At 58.8% G+C, this 22,276-nt stretch carries 22 protein-coding genes; 9 read left to right on the top strand and 13 right to left on the bottom strand.

Features of this window, described 5'->3' with window-relative positions:
• Positions 1–58 precede the first annotated feature (58 nt).
• Positions 59–445: an MAPEG family protein gene (locus tag PLU01S_RS05110; protein WP_010796965.1), complete on the bottom strand. Its 387-nt coding sequence runs from the start codon at positions 443–445 to the stop codon at positions 59–61.
• Positions 446–725: 280 nt separating this feature from the next.
• Between PLU01S_RS05110 and PLU01S_RS05105 the strand changes: the two genes are divergently transcribed.
• From PLU01S_RS05105 to PLU01S_RS05085, 5 genes are all read left to right on the top strand, one after another.
• Positions 726–1,988, top strand: coding sequence for a cation:proton antiporter (locus PLU01S_RS05105; protein WP_074823258.1), 1,263 nt, complete (start codon positions 726–728; stop codon positions 1,986–1,988).
• A gap of 175 nt (positions 1,989–2,163) precedes the next feature.
• The gene (locus PLU01S_RS05100) at positions 2,164–2,799 is read left to right on the top strand and encodes a 4Fe-4S dicluster domain-containing protein (protein ID WP_074823261.1); all 636 of its coding nucleotides are present in this window, start codon (positions 2,164–2,166) and stop codon (positions 2,797–2,799) included.
• A 10-nt stretch (positions 2,800–2,809) separates the two neighbouring features.
• Positions 2,810–4,465 carry an FAD-dependent oxidoreductase gene (locus tag PLU01S_RS05095; RefSeq protein ID WP_083397842.1) on the top strand — a complete coding sequence of 552 codons (1,656 nt, stop codon included), beginning with the start codon at positions 2,810–2,812 and terminating at the stop codon, positions 4,463–4,465.
• A gap of 11 nt (positions 4,466–4,476) precedes the next feature.
• On the top strand, positions 4,477–5,721 hold the full coding sequence (locus tag PLU01S_RS05090) for a complex I 51 kDa subunit family protein (RefSeq protein ID WP_074823263.1): 1,245 nt from the start codon (positions 4,477–4,479) through the stop codon (positions 5,719–5,721).
• A 169-nt stretch (positions 5,722–5,890) separates the two neighbouring features.
• Entirely contained in the window at positions 5,891–7,426 is a 1,536-nt protein-coding gene (locus tag PLU01S_RS05085) for a succinyl-CoA:acetate CoA-transferase ScpC (RefSeq protein WP_010796960.1), read from the top strand.
• 156 nt (positions 7,427–7,582) lie between these two features.
• Here the strand turns inward: PLU01S_RS05085 and PLU01S_RS05080 are convergent, their stop codons facing one another.
• From PLU01S_RS05080 to PLU01S_RS05055, 6 genes are all read right to left on the bottom strand, one after another.
• Positions 7,583–7,996 carry a Rho termination factor N-terminal domain-containing protein gene (locus PLU01S_RS05080; protein WP_010796959.1) on the bottom strand — a complete coding sequence of 138 codons (414 nt, stop codon included), beginning with the start codon at positions 7,994–7,996 and terminating at the stop codon, positions 7,583–7,585.
• Positions 7,997–8,018: 22 nt separating this feature from the next.
• Entirely contained in the window at positions 8,019–8,264 is a 246-nt protein-coding gene (locus PLU01S_RS05075; protein WP_010796958.1) for a YgdI/YgdR family lipoprotein, read from the bottom strand.
• The gene (locus PLU01S_RS05070; RefSeq protein WP_010796957.1) at positions 8,261–8,497 is read right to left on the bottom strand and encodes a hypothetical protein; all 237 of its coding nucleotides are present in this window, start codon (positions 8,495–8,497) and stop codon (positions 8,261–8,263) included. The genes PLU01S_RS05075 and PLU01S_RS05070 overlap by 4 nt, the downstream gene beginning before the upstream one ends.
• Before the next feature lie 119 nt (positions 8,498–8,616).
• Positions 8,617–10,677, bottom strand: a complete 2,061-nt coding sequence (locus PLU01S_RS05065; protein WP_074823266.1) for an AsmA family protein — start codon at positions 10,675–10,677, stop codon at positions 8,617–8,619.
• 94 nt (positions 10,678–10,771) lie between these two features.
• On the bottom strand, positions 10,772–11,518 hold the full coding sequence (locus tag PLU01S_RS05060) for an SDR family oxidoreductase (protein ID WP_074823269.1): 747 nt from the start codon (positions 11,516–11,518) through the stop codon (positions 10,772–10,774).
• Positions 11,519–11,604: 86 nt separating this feature from the next.
• Positions 11,605–12,318: a GntR family transcriptional regulator gene (locus tag PLU01S_RS05055; protein ID WP_074823272.1), complete on the bottom strand. Its 714-nt coding sequence runs from the start codon at positions 12,316–12,318 to the stop codon at positions 11,605–11,607.
• Between the two features lie 227 nt (positions 12,319–12,545).
• On the opposite strand from PLU01S_RS05055, the gene PLU01S_RS05050 reads away from it, so the two are divergent.
• From PLU01S_RS05050 to PLU01S_RS05040, 3 genes are all read left to right on the top strand, one after another.
• On the top strand, positions 12,546–13,607 hold the full coding sequence (locus PLU01S_RS05050; RefSeq protein WP_074823274.1) for an aromatic ring-hydroxylating dioxygenase subunit alpha: 1,062 nt from the start codon (positions 12,546–12,548) through the stop codon (positions 13,605–13,607).
• A gap of 81 nt (positions 13,608–13,688) precedes the next feature.
• Positions 13,689–14,639, top strand: coding sequence for a PDR/VanB family oxidoreductase (locus tag PLU01S_RS05045; protein ID WP_074823519.1), 951 nt, complete (start codon positions 13,689–13,691; stop codon positions 14,637–14,639).
• Between the two features lie 262 nt (positions 14,640–14,901).
• Positions 14,902–16,239, top strand: a complete 1,338-nt coding sequence (locus PLU01S_RS05040) for an MFS transporter (RefSeq protein ID WP_074823275.1) — start codon at positions 14,902–14,904, stop codon at positions 16,237–16,239.
• Between the two features lie 45 nt (positions 16,240–16,284).
• Here PLU01S_RS05040 and PLU01S_RS05035 read toward each other — a convergent pair whose 3' ends face one another.
• From PLU01S_RS05035 to rutA, 6 genes are all read right to left on the bottom strand, one after another.
• Positions 16,285–17,439 carry a hypothetical protein gene (locus tag PLU01S_RS05035; RefSeq protein WP_074823277.1) on the bottom strand — a complete coding sequence of 385 codons (1,155 nt, stop codon included), beginning with the start codon at positions 17,437–17,439 and terminating at the stop codon, positions 16,285–16,287.
• Positions 17,440–17,547: 108 nt separating this feature from the next.
• Entirely contained in the window at positions 17,548–18,087 is a 540-nt protein-coding gene (rutF, locus tag PLU01S_RS05030; protein WP_074823279.1) for an NADH-dependent FMN reductase RutF, read from the bottom strand.
• Positions 18,088–18,128: 41 nt separating this feature from the next.
• Complete coding sequence (gene rutD / locus PLU01S_RS05025; protein ID WP_074823281.1) at positions 18,129–18,899, bottom strand: pyrimidine utilization protein D; 771 nt, start codon at positions 18,897–18,899, stop codon at positions 18,129–18,131.
• A gap of 162 nt (positions 18,900–19,061) precedes the next feature.
• Positions 19,062–19,448 carry a pyrimidine utilization protein C gene (gene rutC / locus PLU01S_RS05020; protein WP_074823284.1) on the bottom strand — a complete coding sequence of 129 codons (387 nt, stop codon included), beginning with the start codon at positions 19,446–19,448 and terminating at the stop codon, positions 19,062–19,064.
• A gap of 2 nt (positions 19,449–19,450) precedes the next feature.
• Positions 19,451–20,179: a pyrimidine utilization protein B gene (gene rutB, locus PLU01S_RS05015; RefSeq protein WP_074823287.1), complete on the bottom strand. Its 729-nt coding sequence runs from the start codon at positions 20,177–20,179 to the stop codon at positions 19,451–19,453.
• A complete protein-coding gene (gene rutA, locus PLU01S_RS05010; protein WP_074823289.1) occupies positions 20,179–21,273 on the bottom strand; it encodes a pyrimidine utilization protein A in 1,095 nt (364 codons plus the stop codon). The genes rutB and rutA overlap by 1 nt, the downstream gene beginning before the upstream one ends.
• Before the next feature lie 312 nt (positions 21,274–21,585).
• Here rutA and rutR point away from each other — a divergent pair, with 312 nt between their 5' ends.
• Positions 21,586–22,260: an HTH-type transcriptional regulator RutR gene (rutR, locus tag PLU01S_RS05005; protein ID WP_074823293.1), complete on the top strand. Its 675-nt coding sequence runs from the start codon at positions 21,586–21,588 to the stop codon at positions 22,258–22,260.
• Positions 22,261–22,276 lie beyond the last annotated feature (16 nt).

Genomic DNA, 22,276 nt, shown 5'->3' with positions numbered 1-22,276 from the left:
AAGGCCGGCATGGAAACATGCCGGCCTTTTGTTTTGGCGATTGATCAGTCGACGCAAATCAGACCGCAGCGAAGAAAAGAAAAACAATACACAGCATGCCGAGGGCCCATACCTTGGAGCGCTGGGTTGCACGGTCCTTGATATACAGCCAGGTATAAATGATACGGCTGACCACGAACAGGAGCGCCAGGAAATTGATCGTTCCCTGAGCCGCACCTCCGGTGACATGCGCCACGATCACGGCAGCGGCAAACAGCGGTGTAATTTCAAACGCATTCTGCTGCGCTGCGTTAGCACGCGCCTGAGGCCCTTCCAGCTTGGCAAGGAAATCCCGTGGATGCCGGTTGTTATCCGGCGTAAAGCCACTGCCGGTAAATTTTGCGTACGCCGCGGCGCCATAGGGAATGAGGTAGGCGAATAGGATGCACCAGTAGCCGAACGTCACGGGAATTCCTTGAATTGGCAGACCTGATAGTGACCTGTTTATAAGCCAAAGGTTAGGGCTTTTCCAGACTCTGCACGCTTGATATCCGCTTTCCAGCGAGACGGACATATCAACAAGATGATCCAGGCACCCTCATGGCCTTGGCTACCGTTGTGACTTTTGTCCGCAGCCGGTGCCCTAAAAAACTGTAACTTTCCGCGTCTATAGGTGTTCTTAATGAGAATTACCTAATGGCCATCATGGCCTCTACTTTCTATCCGCTGTACTGAAAGGATGTTCAATGCTTGAACTCGCCGCTGCCTTTATCTGTTTTACTGCGCTGCTCACTTATGTGAACTACCGGTTCGTCGGTCTGCCGCCCACGATCGGCGTCATGGTGATTGCACTGGTGTTCAGTGTGCTGCTGCAAATTGCGTCGGCGCTGGGGTTTCCCATGCTGGAGGTAACCATTGAAAGGCTGATCCAGCGAATCGACTTCAACGAATTGTTGATGAACTGGATGTTGTCATTCCTGTTGTTTGCCGGCGCCTTGCACGTCAATGTTCAGGATCTTCGCAGCTACCGCTGGCCGATCGGCCTTCTGGCTACCCTGGGCGTTCTCGTTTCTACCGCCCTGATCGGCGGAACGGCCTATTACGTCTTTCCCTTGCTGGGCTGGCATGTAGACCTGGTGTATTGCCTGCTGTTTGGCGCGCTGATTTCTCCAACCGACCCGATTGCCGTTCTTGGAATCCTGCGTTCAGCCAAGGCGCCAAAATCACTGGAAATCACCATCGTGGGTGAGTCCCTGTTCAATGACGGCGTTGCTGTTGTGGTGTTTACCGTGCTGCTCGGCATTCTCGCCTCCGGCGAGACACCCTCCGCCGGGCACGCTGTCATGCTGTTTGTCGAGGAAGCCTTGGGCGGCATCCTGTTCGGCTCGGTGATCGGCTATGTCACCTACCGGATGCTCAAAAGCATCGATCAGTACCAGATCGAGGTGCTCCTGACACTTGCGCTGGTTATTGGCGGCGCTGCCGTGGCTCCCCACCTGCATGTATCCGGTCCGATTGCGATGGTCGTGGCCGGCCTGTTCATCGGCAATCGTGGCCGTGAAAAAGCGATGTCCGATACCACACGCCGCTATGTGGACGGCTTCTGGGAGCTGATCGACGAGATCCTCAATGCCATGCTGTTCGTGCTCATCGGCATGGAGCTTTTGCTACTGCCTGTGACAGGACTGCACCTGGCCGCCGCTGTGGCCTTTACCCTGGCCATCCTGCTTATCCGCTGGATTAGCGTGACACCGGTTGTGATGCTGACGCCGCACTGGCGACACATGGCCAAAGGCACCATGGGCATTCTGACCTGGGGCGCACTGCGGGGTGGGATTTCAGTGGCGCTGGCCCTATCGCTACCCGCAGGGCCGGAACGGGACCTGATCCTGACCATCACTTATATACTGGTGTTGTTCTCCATCCTCATGCAGGGCCTGACCATCGGTCGCGTCGTACGTCGCGTGACAGGTAACGCTCCCTCGGAGCCTGATCAGCACGGGCACTAAGCGTCACCGGTGCTACGGCCGTCCTGACCGTAGCACCGCCCGGGTGGCCTTTCGTCGGTCACCCAGCCATTCCTCCCGCCTATTGAGCCAGGTCAGTATGCACTGACGGCTGCCTATCTATCCTTGCGCTAATCAAGGCGTACTCCGCGCCCGCACTGACTGTCAGGGAGGTGTTATGACAGACCTCAGCGCCCGCGTGACCATCAACGGCCACAGTATTGAGACTTCAACCAGCCGCTCGCTTCTAGAGGCGGTGATCGACTCTGGACAGCCGCTCACCGATGGTGTCGGCTGCATGGGACAAGGTGTATGCGGCTCCTGCCGCGTGCTGCTGCGCCGCAAGGATTCGCGCGAAGTCACGACGGCCCTGGCTTGTGAAACCGCCGTGGAGGACGGCATGCAGGTCAGCTTTCTGGATCACCTGCCGATGAACCGCCATCACACCTACACCACCAACAACTGGGACGATACCTGGAACCTGCTGGACCGCATCAACAGCGCCTTTCCCGAAGCCAGCCACTGTCGGCACTGCGGCGGATGCGACCGTGCCTGTCCCAAGCACCTTGAAGTCCAGAAAGGCGTAAACCTGGCCGCATCGGGCGATTTGAGCGCAGCCAAGGTGTTCGATGAATGCATCATGTGCAACCTCTGCACCATTGCCTGCCCGGAACACATCTCGCCCAACCACCTGGGGCTGTACATTCGCCGGATGACGGCATCCGTGATGTTGCGTCCTTCCGACCTGCTGCTGCGACTACGTCAGATCGACCTGGGCGTCATGCCGGTCGATCCAAACGTCGAGCTCACCTGAGGATTTGGCCATGAGCGGAATTGCCTACGAACTTGCCCTGGCGAACCTGAGCCGGTGCGACGGCATGGCGCCCCCGGCAGTGGACAAAACACCATTGTTGCAACGCTATCACCCGGATTACCAGGAGGGTACTCGTACTCGCCTGAGCATCGGGGCCAACCGCGGTGATGAATGCCCCTCCCGGCTGGCCGCCCTACTGCAGAGCAATGCGCAGATCAGTGATGCCGATCTGGCAGGTGCACCGGTCATCAATACCGAAGTACTGGTCATCGGAGGCGGCGGTGCGGGCTGTGCGGCCGCGCTGACAGCCGCCGAACAGGGGCGACGCGTCATCCTGGCGACCAAGCTACGCCTGGGTGACAGCAATACCGTCATGGCGGAAGGCGGGATCCAGGCCGCTGTCGGCGAAGAGGACAGCCTGCAGCGTCACTTCGAGGACACCCTGCGCGCCGGCCACCTGTGTGCAGACCGTACGCTGGTAGCTCGCCTGGCAGAGTCGGGACCTGATTGCATTCGTTGGCTGATTAGCCGCGGCATGCTGTTCGACCTGACCGAAGGCAGCCCGGTGGGTGGCAAACTCTTGCGCAAGAAACCCGGCGGCGCAACATGCGCCCGCATCCTTTCCTACCGCGACTATACCGGCCTTGAGCTGATGCGCGTCCTGCGTGAGGCCGTGGAGCTGGATGACCGTATCTCGCTGTGGAATCGCTGCCCGCTGGTAGAGCTGCTCTCCGACGAGAGCGGCCAATGCGTAGGAGCCGTGCTGTACAACCTCGACTGGCATGGGTTCATTCTGGTACGCGCCAGCCGGGTAATCCTGGCGACAGGCGGCGCGGGACGGCTGCACCTGAACGACTTCCCAACATCCAACCACTACGGTGCAACCGCAGACGGACTGGTGCTCGCGTATCGGATGGGTGCTCGACTGCGGGAGCTGGATTCGTTCCAGTACCACCCGACCGGCCTAGCCTGGCCTTCGCACCTGGTTGGCGGCTTGATTTCCGAGGCGGCGCGCTCTGCTGGCGCCTGGCTGATCAATGGTGAAGGCAGGCGCTTTGTTGATGAGCTGCAACCACGCGATGTAGTGGCCGCTGCCATTCTCAAGGAGTGCGCAGAGGGCCGTGGGGTGGAGCGTGACGGTAATCTGGGCGTCTTCCTGGATACCCCCGGTCTTGAGCGCAGGCATCCGGGCATCCTGGAAGAGCGACTGGTCAGTCTGGGGCATCTGGCCCATCGCTGCGGAATCGATCCCAAGGTCAAGCCCATGATGGTACGGCCTACCCTGCACTACCAGAACGGCGGTGTGGAAATCGACGAACACGGCGCGACAGCCATACCCGGCCTGTATTGCGCAGGCGAAATCAGCGGTGGCATCCACGGCCGTAACCGCATGATGGGCAATGCCTTGCTGGAAATCATCGCGTTCGGCCGCCGGGCGGGGCAGCATGCAGGCGCGACAGCCAGTCCGAAACCCGCCCCCAAGGTAGGTCTTTATCACCTGTACGACTGGCAGCGGCAAATCACATTGGCAGGGCTGCCCACCCATGTCTGCGGCCCCTGTCTGTTTCCTGATTACGGCAATTTCGATCTGCGCCGCGATGTGGCCCTGCGTGCCAGCGCACCCGGTGCTGTTCAGGCCATGCTGGCCGGCATGACGCCGTCCTGAGGAGTACCGTCATGAGTTTCACACCTGTTCTGCTCTCACCCTCAGCCCAGGTCGGAGCCAATCTGCAAGCCTGGTTCGCTCAGGGCGGCGGCCAGGGATTACGTCAGGCACTGGCCGCGCCGCACGCCATCATCCCCCTTCTGGAGGAAGCCGGCCTAAGGGGTATGGGAGGTGCCGGCTTTCCTACCCATCGCAAATGGGCACCTGCGGCTGCGCAACCGTCATACCTGGATAAATACGTCGTCTGCAACGGCAATGAAGATGAACCCGGTACCTTCAAGGATCGCGTACTGCTGGAAAAATCCCCACATCAGGTCATCGAAGGTGCACTGATTGCCGCCACGGCCATTGGGGCCAACCATGTACTGCTCTATGTGAATCCCCATCAGCACGCGTCCGTCGTGTCATTGGGACAGGCCGTACAGCAATGGCAGACAGAGCCGCTCTTTCAGGAGCTGGCAGCTCTGCAGGGTCGACCAATTGACCTGCGCGTAGTGGAAAGCTCGGGGCTGTACATTGGGGGCGAAGAAACAGCCGTTATTGCCACCCTCGACGGAGGCTTTCCCTTCCCCCATCGCAAGCCGCCTTACCCGGCCGAGTGCGGGGTGGATAACAAGCCTACCCTTATCAACAACACCGAGACGCTGGCCAACGTCTCGCATATCCTGCGGCACGGTGCAGACTGGTATCGCCATCTGGGTATGGGCAGCGCTGCAGGTACCAAGCTCTACTCGCTTTCCGGCGATGTGCTCAAGCCGGGGCTGTACGAACTGCCGATGGGTACGTCGCTGCGCGCGCTCATTTTCGAGCACGGCGGCGGCATGCTGCAGGGCCGCGCCTTCAAGGCCGTCTTTACCGGCGGTCCATCTAATACACTGTTAACCGAACAGCATCTTGATGTAGCGCTAGATTTCGATTCTGTGAAGGCACGCGGATCCAGCCTGGGGACCGGGGCCATGATTGTGATCTCCGAAGGCACCAGCATCGTACGCAAGGTGGCCGAGTATGTGGACTTCTTTGCTGCAGGTTCCTGCGGGCAATGTCCACCTTGTAAAACAGGTACTTATCAGCTGTCTCGCCTGCTGCGACGGATCGATACCGGTGGCGGCCTGCACAGTGATCTGCGTGCCCTGGAAAGCTTGTGCGAGTTACTGCCCGGCAGCGGGCGCTGCGGCTTGATCGACGGCGCAGTAACAGTCGTGCGTAGCTCACTGATGCAGTTCAGGAAAGATTATCAGCGGCAACTGATCGACTAATCTGCGACAATTGGCCGCTCTAGCGCGCTTATCAATGGGGCAGAATACGACCTATTGATTAGGGCGCTAACGTTAGTTTTGGTCTACGGTGCCCGCAGCTCCGCCCCGTCATGACAATGATAAGACTGGAAAGCGGGCATGCTTCTATCCTTGCTGTGAGGTTCCACTGATGAGTGATCGCATCCGCCACCCCGCGTTCGCTGCCCTACGCATGTCTGCCGAGCAGGCAGCTCGCCATATTCGCCATGGCATGACCGTTGGCATGAGCGGTTTTACCGGCGCAGGTTACCCCAAGGCCGTTCCTGGTGCCCTGGCCCAGCACATTACCGAAGTCCATGGCCGAGGCGAGCCGTTTCGTATTCGTGTCCTGACGGGCGCATCCACTGCGCCTGAACTGGACGGTGCGCTGGCCCGCGTCGACGGTATCGAGTTGCGTGTACCGTTCCAGTCCGACCCCGAGCTGCGCAGCCGCATCAATGCCGGCCAGCTGGATTACATGGATATTCATCTGGGGCAACTGGCTGAAAAGGTTCGCTACGGCTTTTTCGGCAAGGTTGACATTGCCGTGGTGGAAGTAACCGCCATTCGTGAAGACGGCAGCCTGGTGCCCTCCTCCTCGGTCGGCAACAACAAGACCTGGCTGGACATGGCCGATGCCGTGATTCTGGAGGTGAACCGCTGGCAGCCGGATGCGCTCGACGGTATGCACGACATCTTCTATGACACCGCCCTGCCGCCCAACCGTACCCCTATCCCACTGACCCATCCGGGTGAGCGTGTAGGTGAGCCTTATTTGCAGGTGCCGTTGGAGAAAGTAGTGGCCGTGGTCGAGACCGACGCGCCAGACCGCAACAGCCCGTTCAAGGCACCGGATGCTGCCTCCAAGGCCATTGCCGAGCATATGATCGATTTCCTGCGCTTCGAAGTGCGTCAGGGTCGTATTCCGGCCAACCTGCTACCGATCCAGTCCGGGGTCGGCAACATCGCCAATGCCTTCATGCAGGGGCTGGGCGAAAGCGAGTTCGCGGGCCTGACCGCTTTTACCGAAGTGATCCAGGACGGCATGCTTGAACTCCTGATCAGCGGCAAGATGGACCTGGCTGCTGCTACCTCGTTCTCCCTGAGCCCGGCCGGTATCGAGCGTTTCCTCGAACACTCGGAGATGCTGCGCAAGAAAATCATCCTGCGCCAGCAAGGCGTGAGCAACCACCCCGAGCTGGTGCGTCGCCTGGGCTGTATCGCACTCAACGGAATGATCGAGGCCGACATTTACGGCAACGTGAACTCCACGCACCTCATGGGCACACAGATGATGAACGGCATCGGTGGCTCAGGCGACTTTGCCCGTAATGCCTACCTGTCAGTCTTTATGGCGCCGAGCACGGCAAAAAATGGCCTGATCTCCACGATTGTGCCAATGGTGAGTCACGTCGATCACACCGAGCACGATGTCAGTGTCATCGTGACCGATCAGGGTCTGGCTGACCTGCGCATGCTCAGTCCTAAGCAGCGTGCCAAGGTCATCCTGGAAAAATGCGTTCACCCCAGCTACCGCGACATGCTGGCGGACTACATCGATCGGGCCAACAGTGGTAGCTACGGCAAACATACGCCTCACCTGTTGCCGGAAGCCCTCTCCTGGCATGAACGCTATCTGGTGACGGGTAGCATGTTCCGTCCGGAAGCCAATCAGGCACAGGATTGATTCTGCCCTGACGAAAAAGCCCCAGCGTCTATTAGGCGCTGGGGCTTTTTTATACGCTCAAGGTGGGGCAGGGTCACCTAATGCGCCAGCTGCGCCCGCACAGACCACATACCCACGGTATGCAGAAGAGGTCTGTGTAACTCGAAATCGGGTTGGTCAGCTCAGGGCCTTGATCAACTCGTCTTTCTTCATGCGCGAGCGACCGGTAACGCCTTGCTCTGCGGCTTTCTTCATTAGTTCATCACGTGTCATGTCACTCAGCGATGTACTGCCGCGACGTCCGCGCGTCGACGCGCTACGACTGGGTGAGCGTCCTGAATTCGGCGAATGCCCATGCTTGGTTGCGACCGCACGGCGAGCAGAGTCCTTACGATCGGCGCGCTTGGCCGTCTCGCTTTTCTGTTTGCCGGAGCCACTCTTGTTGCCGCCACCAGACTGTTTGTTGACGGTAGCCCAGGCACGCGCCTCCGCCTGGTCTTCCGACATGCCCTTGGCTTCGTAGCTTTCCTCGATGTGCTCGGCCTTGCGCTTTTGTTTATCGCTGTAGGTTGACTTGTCGCCGCGTGGCATAGGTGCCTCCTGTTCAGACGGATCAGTCTTCGGCTTTGATCGTTGCTACGTCATCAGCCCGGACGCGAATCTGGCGGCCGGAAACGTCTTTGAATTCATAGAAACCATCGGCAGTTTTAGTGTTGGGTTTGTCCTGGGTGATGTACTCGGTACCATCCTGCAGGGTCACAACCGTGGCGGTGGAACAACCGCCCAAAACAACAGCGCTCAGCAGCAGTAATACACCCGCAAAACCCTGTGTCAGGTTTTCCCTGAATGCGCGAATCATTGCGCTACTCCATCATCCAGTCGGTGGATCGAAACATCACTGATGCCCACGATAGGCAAGCCCGGTTCGAGATCGAACAGCAGGTACTGTGCATCGTTGACGGCAATCAGATGCTTGACGGCCAGCTCACGAACCACATCGGTGACCGGTACGTTCAGGTCGGCAATGCGGTCGGTGTGGGGCTCGCCCAGCAATTTGTAGTGAATTTCATACTCCTGGCCCATATCGCTCATGGCTTGGGTCTCCCTGAGTGAGATACACCTGTTTTGAGAGGTATAACCCTTCACTTGTTCTGTCACGCCCGCTGAACGGTCGCTTCGTTGCGGCCTGACAGATAAACGGTAAAGCCTGATTAGTTCCCTCTTTTCATCTGTTGAAGCAGGGCCTTGCACTGGTTGTCCTGACTGTTATTGCTCGGGGCCACAAGTGCCAGCAGGCCCGCAGCCGGGGCGGCAAATGTGGCAAGCAGTGCGGCAGCGGCGCCCCGTGCAGCCAAGGGCAAGGGTTTGACGCCTGGCGAAGGATTCTTCAATGTTCCCCGCACATACAAAGGCGAGCGGAGCGAGAAGATGCGATAGCCCTTGCTGTGCGGCTCAATGGACAGGTCAATCTGCTCATTAGCAAAGTTGACGGTGCCGTCGATGTTGATCAAAGCGTTTTCCGTATCGAATACGAAGACACGCGTCTTCATCAGTCCATTCGTGACCTGCAGATCCGACGCAGCGCAATTGATCGCCACCTCATCGTCACCAAACAGGCGGCTGACCAGATAGTTGCCCACATTGAGGCCAGCGATTTCCATCAGACTACGACTGATGGAGCCATCATTCATCAGCACCTTGAGTTCACCATTGCTGCTGCCCAGCAGTGCTGCGACCGAGTTACCCGTTCCCGTCAGGGTGGCATCACCGTTGAGTTCGCCAAAGCTGTCACGCATGGCTTCAACCGTAGGGAACAGCTGCTTGAGTTTGACGCCCCGTATGTGCAGATCCATCCGGGCGGGCATGGGGCTCTTGTCTCCTTCCAGGCGAACCGTGCTATTCAGCGCACCGCCTGCGGCGCCAAAGCGCAGTGGATCGATGAGCAGGACGCCATCGGTCAGCTTCAGATGCAGATACAGATCAGACAGCGGCAATGAGGCATTCTGAACGATGCGCTGGCCGGTAAACTTCACGTCGGCATCCATGGCGCGCCACCGTTCGGTACGAAACTCGGAGACAGGTAGCGCCTTTTCCGCAGGCTGCTTGTTCTCTTCACCGCGGGCCTGCTTCTGCTCGGCAGAGTCGGCGCCGATAAGAGGCGCCAGATCAGCAAAAAGCAGCTGATTTGAGGTCAGTTCGCCGGTCAGTTTTGGCCGTGGCTTGCCCCCTGTATATTGCAGATCTCCATGAAGATCGCTCTGCCCTACCTTTCCAGAAAAGTCCTCGTATTGGAAACGTGGCCCGGCCGGGTCGTTGAGGACAACGGTAAGGTGTCCATCAGTCGAGTACGGCGCCGTTTCCGGGAGCGTTACGCCCGTCAGGCGATAGAGCTGCCCCAGGCTCTGCCCGGACAGCTTGAGCCGCAGATCCAGAGCCCCCAGCTTGAGCGGTTCGGTCAGCGTTCCGAAGACATTTAGGTGCGTGGCACCCGCGCGGACATCGGCCTGAATGGGAAAGGGTGCGTCCGGATCATGCAATGCCAGTAGCCCACCGATCTTGCCGCTGCCCTCCACGGCTTGCTCCTTGTACCGGCCCTTCACGGTCCAGCCAAATTGCAGTGCCTGGGTCTGTTTGACATTGGCCCGCTGCCGCTGAGTCCCGGCCTGCCCAACGATGTCGGCATAGGCAATGGGAGCATCCAGTGAGGTGATCGTGGTTTTGACGTGGGCCTGTACGATGTCATCGTCATAGGCGACCTGGCCTGCATCAAAACCAATGGTGCCGATGTCCACGGTCCAGGCTGAGGATGCTTCGTTTGGGTCCTTTTCCTGTTTGTCGCCCTGGTCGAAGGTCCAGGTATTACGACCATCCGCCAGGCGTTGCAGGTTGGCTTCCGGCTTGGTCACGTCGATACGTGGGATATAGACCTGCTTGCTCAAAAGCGCCAGAGGCGAGATCCGCAACTGTACCCGGTCCAGGTGCACGAAGCGTGGGTTGCTTGCCCAGGAAGGATTGCCGATCTCGATGTTTTCCGCCGAGATGTGCGGCCACGGGACCCAGGCCCGCCAGCCGCCCTGATCCGTTTCGCGGCGCCAGTCCACACCCAGATTGCCGTTGATGGCGAACGAACGGTTGAGCGCGGCTGACGCCTTGTCATTGAGGGTAGGCTTGAGCCGGTTCCAGTCGAACGTCGAGACGAAGACGATCATTACGACGATTAACGCCACCAGGATGCCTAGCGTCCAGACGATGATTTTCCGGGTCCGTGTCACGCCTTTTCTCCGTTTCGCCAGCCATCAGAAGGTCACGGCGTTATGCCATGTACCTACTACGTCAACGACGAACGGCAGTGGTTCAACCGCTCGCTCAGCGACCTCCAGAAATGTCGAGTATCGCACCGCTGGCATAAGAGGCCTCATCCGACAGCAACCAGATGATTCCGGCGGCAATCTCTTGCGGCTCACCTGCCCGGCCCATGGGCGTCGTGACACCAAGCCGCAAACCGCGGTCAGGATCGCCGCCACTGGCATGAATCTCGGTCAGGGTCAGACCAGGACGTACCGCGTTGACGCGCACGCCCTGCGGTCCCAGCTCTTTGGAAAGCCCTAGCGTCATGGTGTCGATTGCACCTTTGGACGCGGCATAGTCAATGTATTCATTGGGCGAACCCAGCCGCGAGGCAACCGAAGACACATTTACGATCACCCCGCCCCGGCCGCCTCGCTCGGTAGACATGCGCCGTGCAGCCTCACGCGCGCACAGGAAGGCGCCCAGGATGTTCACCTCGAACATGCGCCGCATACGGTCGATGGGCATATCGGCGAGCTGCAGGGACTGCCCCGTAATACCGGCGTTGTTGACTAACCCGTCCAGCCCGCCGAACTTGTGCTGAATGGTATCGAACATGGCCAAAACGTCCGCCTCGACGGACACATCGCCACGAATGGCAATCGCCTCGCCACCAGCCTGCTCTACCAGCGCCACACATTCATTAGCCGCCGTCTCGTCAGCCGTGTAGTTCACACCCACACGCCAGCCGCGTGCACCGGCCAGTCGCGCTGCTTCACGACCGATACCCCGGCTGGCGCCGGTAATCAGAATAATCTTGCTCATGGAGGCCTCTCTTGTTCGGAAAGTCCGCTCAGCTTAGGCAGGAATTGATAAGGGTGCGAGCGGCAAGGCGGATAGGACAGGTGCTGTTACATATCGCGAATGACCTTGAGCCCCTCGTGATCGGTGTGCGGGGAGCCAAACAGGTCGGCATAGCGCATCGTCGCATTAGCATGTTCGCGCATCAGAGCTTCTGCACGCGCGCCCTGTCTGTTTACCAGGGCATCGACGATGGCATGGTGCTGCATGTGCGCAAAGTTGAAGCGCCGATATTCTCGGGCCATGTCGTTGCGATCCACTGCCAGCGAGCTGACCGAGGCAAACGGCAAGTGATCGTTACGCGCCAAGGCATGACTGATCGCAGGATTACCGCTGGCCTCAATGATGACCTGATGAAAGCGCCGGTTGAAATCATGGTAAACCTCCATGTCTTCCTCGGTGACATAACCTTTGGCAAATAGGACATCTCCCGTGGCAAGGCACTGCTGCAAGGCTTCCTGAGTCGTTGGATCCAAACCGCGTTCTGCCGCCTGTCGCGCCGCCAGCCCCTCCAATACACCCCGGACTTCCACCGCACCTGCAATCTCTTCGCCAGTCACCGTCCGCACGGTATAACCACGGCCTTCGTTCTTGGACAGCAATCCTTCCTGCTCCAGCGTCCGAAAGGCCATACGCACCGGCATGCGCGAAACTCCCAGCCGCTCGGCGGTAGGAATTTCCACCAGCCGCTCACCGGCCGGTAATTCACCGGACACGATCATTTTCCGTAATGTGACCAACACCCGTTGTCCTGGCTTGCTCATGAGGTCCTCTCGGCGCTGTAATCAATTCATCTTAGCGCAGGCAGCTTCCGGCTGGGCACGACACCTGCGGCAGCTATCGTCAGGGAGCAACCCGGCGTTCGTCGAACCCAATGGCCGTTAATCGCACCAAAAATGGATCCAATAGTGACTTATAGATTGACTCAGGATCTGTATAGCGCGAAGTATTGGATCCAATAAAAACAAAACAGCCCTGCGAGGAGCCCACCATGTTCCCGAAAAATACGTGGTATGTAGCCTGTACGCCTGACGAGATCGCCGATAAACCGCTCGGTCGTCAGATTTGTGGTGAAAAGATCGTTTTCTACCGTGGTCCGGAAGGCAAGGTCGCGGCCCTGGAGGATTTCTGCCCTCACCGTGGCGCCCCGCTCTCGCTGGGCTTTGTACGTGACGGTGTCCTTGTATGCGGCTATCACGGCCTGGAGATGGGCTGCGATGGCAAGACCGTTGCCATGCCGGGCCAGCGCGTTCGTGGTTTCCCCTGTATCCGTCAGTATCCGGTCGAAGAGCGCTACGGCTTCATCTGGGTCTGGACCGGCGAGGCCGGAAAAGCCGATCCTGCCCTGATTCATCATCTGGAATGGGCCGACAACCCCGAGTGGGCATATGGCGGCGGCCTGTATCACATCAACTGTGACTATCGCCTGATGATCGACAACCTCATGGACCTGACCCATGAGACCTATGTCCATGCCAGCAGCATCGGGCAGAAGGAGATCGACGAAGCCGCACCCATCACGAAAGTGGAAGGCGATACCGTCATCACCAGCCGCCATATGGAAAACATCATGGCCCCGCCCTTCTGGCGCATGGCCTTGCGTGGCAACAACCTGGCGGATGACGTCCCCGTGGATCGCTGGCAGATCTGCCGCTTCACGCCACCAAGCCATGTCCTGATTGAAGTGGGTGTGGCCCATGCCGGGCATGGCGGTTACGAGGCCGATCCCAAATACAAGGCCTCCAGCATTGTGGTCGATTTCATTACACCGGAGACCGAGACCTCTATCTGGTACTTCTGGGGCATGGCGCGCAATTTCAGACCTGAAGACGAGGCGCTGACGGCGACCATCCGTGAAGGCCAGGGCAAGATCTTCTCCGAAGACCTGGAAATGCTGGAACGTCAGCAACAGAACCTGCTGGCCTATCCCGAACGGCAACTGCTGAAGCTGAACATCGACGCGGGCGGCGTACAGTCGCGCCGGATTCTGGATCGCCTCATCGAAAGCGAGCGTAGCGCAGCTGCCCCGCTGGGCATGATTGCTACCGCCTGATGCCCCTGGCGCCTCCTTCGTACAGAGGCGCCTGCTATTGAGGTGGCTTGCATGGCAGGCCACTCAGCCGAGGACTTTATCGTGATCGACGTTCTGATCGTTTCGAAGAAAACCGAAGCCACGGACATCTGCAGCCTCGAGCTGGCCAGTGTCGATGGCTCACCCTTGCCGGAATTCAGTGCCGGCTCGCATATCGATGTGCACTTGCCGGATGGCATCGTTCGGCAATATTCGCTCTGCAACCCGCCAAGCGAGCGCCATCGCTATCAGATTGCCGTTCTCAAGGACCCCGCCTCCCGTGGCGGCTCGCTCGGTGTTCATCAGCTCAAGGAAGGTACACACCTCACTATCAGCGAGCCGCGCAATCTGTTTCCCCTGGCACATGGCGCCAAACGCAGCCTGCTGTTTGCTGGCGGTATCGGCGTGACGCCCATTCTGTGCATGGCCGAGCGTCTGTCGAATATGGCCGCAGACTTCGAGATGCATTACTGCACCCGCTCCGCCGATCGCACGGCATTCGTCGAGCGAATCAGCACCTCACCGTTTGCCGGTCAGGTACATTTTCACCATGACGATGGCCCCGCGCAGCAGAAGCTGGACGCCACTCAAGTGCTGGGCCAGCCGGAGCCGGATGTACACGTGTACGTGTGCGGCCCGACAGGCTTCATGGAGTACGTTCTCAGCACAGCCAAAGCCAACGGTTGGCCGGAGGAGCAACTGCATCGTGAATATTTTGCGGCAGCACCCACCGACACCTCCAACGATGGCAGCTTCGACCTCAGGATTGCCAGCACCGGACAGACCCTGCATGTTCCCGCTGAACGTACCGCACTCGACGTTCTGCTGGAGGCGGGGTTCGACATTCCGATGTCCTGTGAGCAAGGTATCTGCGGCACCTGTCTGACCCGCGTGCTGGACGGTACGCCAGAACACCGGGACATGTTCATGACAGAGGATGAACAGGCTGCGAACGATCAATTCACGCCCTGTTGCTCACGTGCCAAGAGCGCTGTGCTGATCCTGGATATCTGATAGGCCTGATGGAAGCCCGTCAGGTCATCAGATCGCCATCAAAAGCTGTTCGTTAAGCGGCCACTCTTCTACGTCGAGAGGGCCGCGGTGTCGTATAAGTACTGCATCCGGTCTGCCTCGAATATCGCGATCAAGGCTTGAACGCTTCGAGCAGACTTCCAGCACTACAACAATAACAAGAGGCCCCCCATGCTCATGACACCGCTACCTCTGCTCTGTTATGCACGTCACTTGCGCGCCACCACTATTCGGGAGGCGGGCCATGCATAACGACCTTCGCCGGGCTGTCGATGAAGGCCGCATGAACGGCTTTCAATGGACCGCCATTATCATTTGTATCGCGTTAAACATGATCGACGGCTTCGACGTGCTGGTCATGGCCTTTACCGCCGCGTCCGTTTCCGCTGAATGGAAGCTCTCTGGCGCTCAGCTGGGCGTACTGCTCAGCGCGGGACTGTTTGGCATGGCTGCGGGCTCGCTATTTATTGCTCCCTGGGCGGATCGCTTTGGCCGTCGCCCGCTCATTCTGGCGTGCGTAACCGTTGCAGGCCTTGGTATGTTGCTGTCTGCATTCAGTCAGTCAGCTACTCAGCTGGCTGTATTGCGGGCCATCACTGGGCTTGGCATTGGTGGCATCCTGGCCAGCAGTAATGTGATTGCCAGCGAGTACTCATCCAAGCGGTGGCGTGGGCTTGCAGTGACCCTGCAATCCACCGGCTATGCCCTCGGGGCCACCATTGGCGGGCTTATTGCCGTGGCATTGCTGTCTGCCTGGGGCTGGCGCTCGGTCTTCGTCTTTGGTGGCCTGGTGACGTTCGCTATCATTCCCTTCGTACTGTGGCGTCTGCCCGAATCGTTGGATTTTCTGCTGGCCAAGCGCCCGGACAATGCCCTGGTGCGGGTCAATCGTCTGGCCCAAAAACTGGGCTATGCACCGCTTACCGAGCTGCCTCCGCAGCCCCTGCGCGAAGCGCACAAGGGCAGCAGCTTCAAGCAGCTATTTTCACCCGCGCTGCTACGCACCACCCTGCTGATCTGGGGCTCATTCTTCCTGACAATGTTCGGTTTCTACTTCATCATGAGCTGGACGCCCAAGCTGCTGGTGTCAGCCGGTCTTTCCGCACAGCAGGGCGTGACGGGTGGAGTATTGCTGAGCATTGGCGGCATCTTTGGTGCAGCCTTGATCGGTATGCTCGCTGCACGCTTTAAGATCAGCCACCTGCTGGCCGTTTTCATGGCCTGCACAGCCGTGCTGCTCAGCCTGTTCGTTTCCTCCACCTCCTCACTGACCACGGCCTTTGCCCTGGGTCTGCTCATTGGCCTCTTCAGTAACGGCTGCATTGCCGGGTTGTATGCCTTGGCCTCCATGGCATATGACGCCTCGGTACGCGCAACGGGTATGGGCTGGGGTATTGGCATTGGCCGCTTCGGGGCTATTCTCTCGCCACTGGTGGCCGGTGGGCTGATTGACCTGCAGTGGGGTCCGGCTCAGCTGTATCAGGGCTACGCCGTGGTGTTTGTATTGGCGGCGGCTACGGTGCTTCTGCTCAAACTGTCTGCCCCTGTTCGTACCGTGGGCGCACCTTCACAGGCTCATTGAGTGAGTAGACTAGAGGCCGCTCCGGCTGCCTCTAGTCTGATCCGATTACTCCGGCAGCGTGACCTTGACCGGCCCCGGATGCGCCTTGACGGTCTTGTAGGGAATCACCGTATCGCCTGGCTCATCGCAGCTTCTGGCGGCCCGGGCAAAAGTAGGCCCCAGGTAAATTCCACGAGGCTCGAAATACCACACCGAAAACTGCCAGACAGAAGGGTCCTGGTAATTGCATTCGTTTGGGTCGTCGTTCATCAACTCGGGATACAGACGCTTGAACTGGTCAACCACCCACGGGGCAAACAACTGCTCGCGGTAGTTGGAGTACGCCTCCAGATTATCCATGCCCCGCTCGTAATGGATGTACGGCCCCTTACCCAGCCAGAACACATCTTCCAACTCTAGAATCTTGCCGGTGGCCAACTCCATGTTGAGCGGCGCATCACCAAAGTCTGGATGCGCACCGCCGCAGTCGTAGCTGGTGAACAGGCTGACGCTCAGTACAGAGTCATTGATAAATACCGGTTTGACCGTCTGATCGAACTCTGTCTCACGATCACGTGCCCCGGACAGACACCCAAAGTAGCTGTTCACCTCCTGCCACTGCCGATTCTGCAACGTCCTGTTGGCAGCGCTCAGATCCATCGCCGTAGGGGATGAAACCAGCTGGAATAGGCGAATGCGGGAAACAGGCTCCACCCACCACTGCAAGCCATATCCCATAAAGGTGTCTTGCCTGTCTTTCTTCAGGCTCAGCCCTTTCAGGCGCAGATACTCATAGGGTGATGTACGCCGCAGCTCGTCCAGGGCGGGTAAATCATCAGGACGTGCTGGCGGCAGCGCTACAGGAGAAAGACTGATATCGAGCGTCTTGCCTTTGCTGGCCCAGCGGCCGGTCCAGCGACCATTGGCGCCCTGTTTGAGCGTCCACTGCATGGGCACGCTTTTCGTGCTGAAAAAAGGACGATTCTCACTCAGACGCAGGGTACGCTGCTTGTCCAACGCTCCGTCGAGCGCAATATCGGTGTGGTACTTCTGGTAGAAATAGCGCCCGGTCACCTCGTCGGGTTTAGCCAGATCCAGTTCAACCAGCACCTTGGCCTGCCCGACAGTGCCCTGCAGCAGCTCCGGCTCTGCCATGGCCGAACCGGCAGCCAGCAACAGTGCCGCGCCACAGCACTGCAGCACAGAAACGATACCTCTCATGGACTCTTATCCTCGACCCTTTCTTGTACGAACCGACACAGCCTAATCGACCCATGTGTCAGCCCATACTCTACGAGGAATAAGCGGCTCAGCACATCCCTACCATAGTTATCCGCAGGGAGCGGATGTCAGCAGGTCCTGATAACTCCGGTTGAAGTAGACCAGCCCATCTACATCGTCCTGGCGCTCGATAGCGACCACTTCGCACAGGAGTACGTCGTGAGTGCCTACGGTATTGATCGAAACGATTCGACAATCAAATGAGACTACCGCTCCTTCCAGCGCTGGCGAGCCGGTAATCAGGGTATTCCAGCACGCCGCGGCAAACCGCTCCTCCACATCGGTTTTACCGCCAAACAGATTGGAGAGTGCCTTGTGCTCACTGCTCAAGGTATTCACGCACAAAGTGCCGTTGGCCTTGAAAATCGGATAGACCGAGGCCGAACGGTTCAGGCAGACCAGCAAGGTAGGCGGCTCGTCGGTCACGCTGCACACGGCTGTTGCTGTGAAGCCGGCACGGCCTTGGGGACCATCAGTCGTCACGATATTGACCGCCGCGCCCAGCCGGGCCATGGCATCGCGATAGTCCTGCTTGGGTACACGAAGAGGTTGTACGGGCGAAACGATATTCAGGTTGGCAAGTGACATGGCATAGCCTCACTGCAGGAGCGACGCTCCTGTCATCGGATTCAGGTCAGGTAGTCGAGCATTAAAGCGTTAAAGGTATCGGGGTCCGTCACGCTGGAGGCATGCCCGCCGTAGCTGAGCAGCTCGAACTGCGCATCGGGCAGGTGTTTGGCCAGATGCTCGGAACACACCCACGGCACTAGCAGATCGTCCTGGTTGGCGACGATCAGGGTGGGTGTTCTGATCTGCGCCAGCTGGGTATCCACATCGAATGCCTGCAATGCGGCGATACGTCGGCGCACATTCTCGCTATCGGGAAAATGCGCCAGGGCATGGGCTTCGTCGGCCTCGAGGCGTTTGGTGTTTTGCAGCATCCAGTCGGCGGGATACAAAAACAGGGGCTGGGCCTGTACGTAGGCGGCCGGGCCTGTATCGTTCAACAGCGCGAGTCGTACAGCAAAACAGCGGGCGCTGTGCGGATTAGGCTTGCTCCAGGCGTTGACCAGAATCTGGCTGATCAAGAGTTCAGGCCGCATCAGGGCGATCTGAAGCCCTACAAGACCGCCCAGGGCGTGCCCCATGAAATGGCAACGCGTGATACCCAGCGCATCGACCATATCCAGTACATCCTGCGCCATGGCCTCGATGGTATAGCCCTCAGGGATAACCGCCGGGCTCTTGCCTGTGCCGGTCTGGTCGTAAGTCACCACGCGGAAGTGCTCGCCCAACGCCGCGAGCTGTGGTGCCCAGAATGCCCCCGCACCGCCAAGACCGGATGACAGTACGATGGTATCGGCCTCGGCATCCTGCCGGCCATGGATCTCGTAGTGCATGCAAGGCTCCCCTGTATACCGTTGGATAACGCGCATGGGTTGTTTCATGAGGTGCGTGACGGGAAATCCCCCTGGTAGCAGGTATCGCCTGACGGCTCGACCCAACCTACAGACTCATAAGATGGGTTGAGCGAAGCGATACCCACTACTTCACTTGCTCACTTACGTTCCCACATGGGCAATACTGGCGATCTCGATCAACGCATCCGGCTTTACCAGGCCGCATTGGATGCAATAACGCGCGGGCTTCTCGCCTGGAAAATACTCGGCGTACACCGCGTTGATCGCCCCGTAGTTCGCCCAGTCGGTGATCATGATCATGTTGAAAGTCACGTCATCCATCGTTCCGCCGGCCTCCTCCACGACCCTCTTGATGGTTTCCAGCACATGCCGCGCCTGTGCAGCGGCATCGCCTACGTGTACGACGTTGTTGTCCTTGTCGAATGGCAGGGTGCCGGAAACATACAGAACTCCATCAGCCAGTGAGCCTGGAACAAAGGGCGCAAGGGGCTTTCCGGTTCCGGAGGGAATCACGCCGTGCTTGGGCATGGTCAGTCCTTTTTGAAGGTGGCGTGGAAATCGGCAACGGTTGAAACCCAGCCAAAAAACGTCTCGATATTGAATAACGCCGCCTCGTGCGCCGAGCGCGGCCCGGCCTGATGGCAGGCATCGCCCAGGCAGACGCCAAAGTATTCGAGAAAGAACCCGTCTCGTAGCGTGGACTCCACGCAGACGTTGGTGGCGATCCCTACGAACACGAGGTTACGAATGCCGCGGGCACGCAGGAGGCTATCGAGAGGCGTATTGTAGAAACCGCTGTAGCGGGTTTTGGGTACGACCAGATCCCCCTCCCGCGGCTGAAGCTGATCCACCAGCGCATAATCCCAACCGCCCCGTGCCAGGAGTCGGCCCTGCAGTTCAGGCTGGCGGCGCATGGTCTTGAGCGCATTGGACTTATGCCAGTTGGGCGATCCGGGGCCACCGGCTTCCTGATAGGCCGGGTCCCAGCCATTCTGAAACCAGACAACCTGGATACCGGTCGCACGCGCGGTTTCCACCACCCCGGCAATGTTTTCGATTACCGGGCCGGTTGCGTCTACATCAAAGCCGGCAAGGTCCAGATAGCCACCCTTGCTTGCATAGGCGTTCTGCATATCGACGACTATGACTGCCGTCTCGCTGGCCTTCAGTCGCAGGGGCTCAGGGCGTGCAGGTAGCGTGACCACGTCCTGGCTGCCTGTCGGCACGGCATACCCTGCCACGGATTCAAGCGTGTTCATCAGGCACTCTCCTGCAGCCGAGTGACATGGCGGCGGCTTTGCATCAAGGGCTGGATTTTTTCACCAAATTCGGTGACGCCCTGCATGAAGTCGTCAAAGGTCAGCAACACACCACTGGCCCCAGGCACCTCGGCGATTTCATCCAGCATGCGGGCCACATTGGCGTAGGAGCCCACCAGCGTACCCATGTTGATGTTGACCGCGGACGTCGGGTCCGACATCTGTCGTACATTTGTATCGCCGCCTGACTTGGTATCTGCTGCTGCCTGAGTTCCCAGCCATTTGATGGCCTCTTCGTCGGCGCCGGCCTTGTAGTGTTCCCACTTGGCACGTGCCGCTTCATCGGTTTCGCCGGCAATCACCATGAACAGCACGATGGAGCTTACGTCGCGGCCTGTCTTGGCGGTGGCGGCCATAAGACGCTCGGAGGTCGGCGCAAAAGCCTTGGGCGTGTTCACACCTTTGCCAAAGACAAAATTGTAATCGGCGTACCGTGCCGAGAACGCCATGCCGGCGTCGCTGGAGCCAGCGCACACGATCTGCATATCAGCTTGCGGTTGCGGGCTGACACGGCAGTCTTCCATCTGGAAATGTTCGCCCTTGAAGTCGGAGCGACCGGTTCCCCACAAGTCTCGCAGGATCTGGGCGTACTCACCCAGGTAGTTGTAGCGGGTAGCAAAAAACTCATCGCCCGGCCAGAGGCCCATCTGGCTGTATTCAGGCTTTTGCCAACCGGTCACAAGGTTCACGCCGAAGCGGCCACCGGAAATAGAGTCAATGGTAGAGGCCATCCGCGCCACGATGGCAGGCGGCAGGGTCAATGTAGCGGCAGTAGCAAACAGCTTGATGCGGGAGGTAACGGCGGCAAGGCCTGCCATCAGGGTGAAGGATTCCAGGTTATGATCCCAGAACTCGGTCTTGCCACCAAAACCACGCAACTTGATCATCGACAGGGCAAAGTCGAAGCCATAGTGCTCGGCGCGTTGCACAATGTTCTTATTCAGCTCGAATGTGGGTTTGTACTGCGGTGCGTTCTCGGAGAGGAGCCAGCCGTTGTTGCCGATCGGGATGAATACGCCAATGTCTAGAGTCATGCTCAGCCTCGGATTCGCTCGTGGGTCGAAGTGATTTCCCGCCCGTACCGCAAGCCAGGAATACCAAGGACAGAGCACAAACTCTGCCAGCTTTAGGTTTCTGCTGGGCAAACAAGGAGTTAGGTCAAAACCTGCTTCTTAGCGTGGACCATTTGGTCCAAACAAAAGCACCTGGTTTGTGCAGCCCGCACGATGATGGGGCGAAAGCCGCAGGCGACCTGCTACTCTGGCGAGCATGAAATTCGACTGACGGTACTCACTCAAGGCCGCTCGCGGTAAAGTGCAGTTCGTGCTGTAGAGGCAGGAGTCGTTGTGAGTCAGGACCGTTCATCCACACCCAGCAAGCCCACTCGCAAGCCCAGTGCTGCGACATTGGAGCGCCGCCGACGGCAGATCGAGGAAAAGCGCGGCATCATCCTTGAGGCAGCGCTGGACTTGTTTTCCCGGTACGGCCTGCATGGCACCAGTCTTGACCAGATAGCCGCCCAGGCAGAGGTTTCCAAGACCAACCTGCTGTACTACTTTGGCAGCAAGGAAGACCTCTACCTCAACGTGCTACGCCAGCTGTTGGTGATCTGGCTGGCCCCCTTGAAGACCTTTAGCACAGAGCAGGACCCGATCGACGCCATCAAGGGCTACATCAGGCACAAGCTGGAAATCTCTCGTGACTACCCAGCCGAATCCCGCCTGTTCTGCATGGAAATCCTGCAAGGCGCGCCGCTGCTCCTGAGCGAACTGGAAGTGCCCCTGCGGGAGACGGTCGAGGCTAAAGCTGCAGTAATCCGCGCCTGGATCGACGCCGGTCAACTGGCTCCGGTCGACCCGCATCACCTGATCTTTACGCTCTGGGCAACCACCCAGCACTACGCCGATTTTCGTGTCCAGGTTCAGGCCATCCTGGGCAAGACCCTCGATGACCCTGTGTTTTTCGAAGAGGTGCTGAGCAGTATACAGGCACTGATTCTGGAGGGTTTGAAGCCCCGTTAGCCTGAAATGCAAAAGC

This window comes from Pseudomonas luteola NBRC 103146 (assembly GCF_002091675.1).
In the GTDB taxonomy this organism is placed as follows: Bacteria; Pseudomonadota; Gammaproteobacteria; order Pseudomonadales; family Pseudomonadaceae; genus Chryseomonas; species Chryseomonas luteola.
Note: the sequence above shows the minus strand (reverse complement) of the source record. Positions and strands in the feature narration are given on the sequence as shown.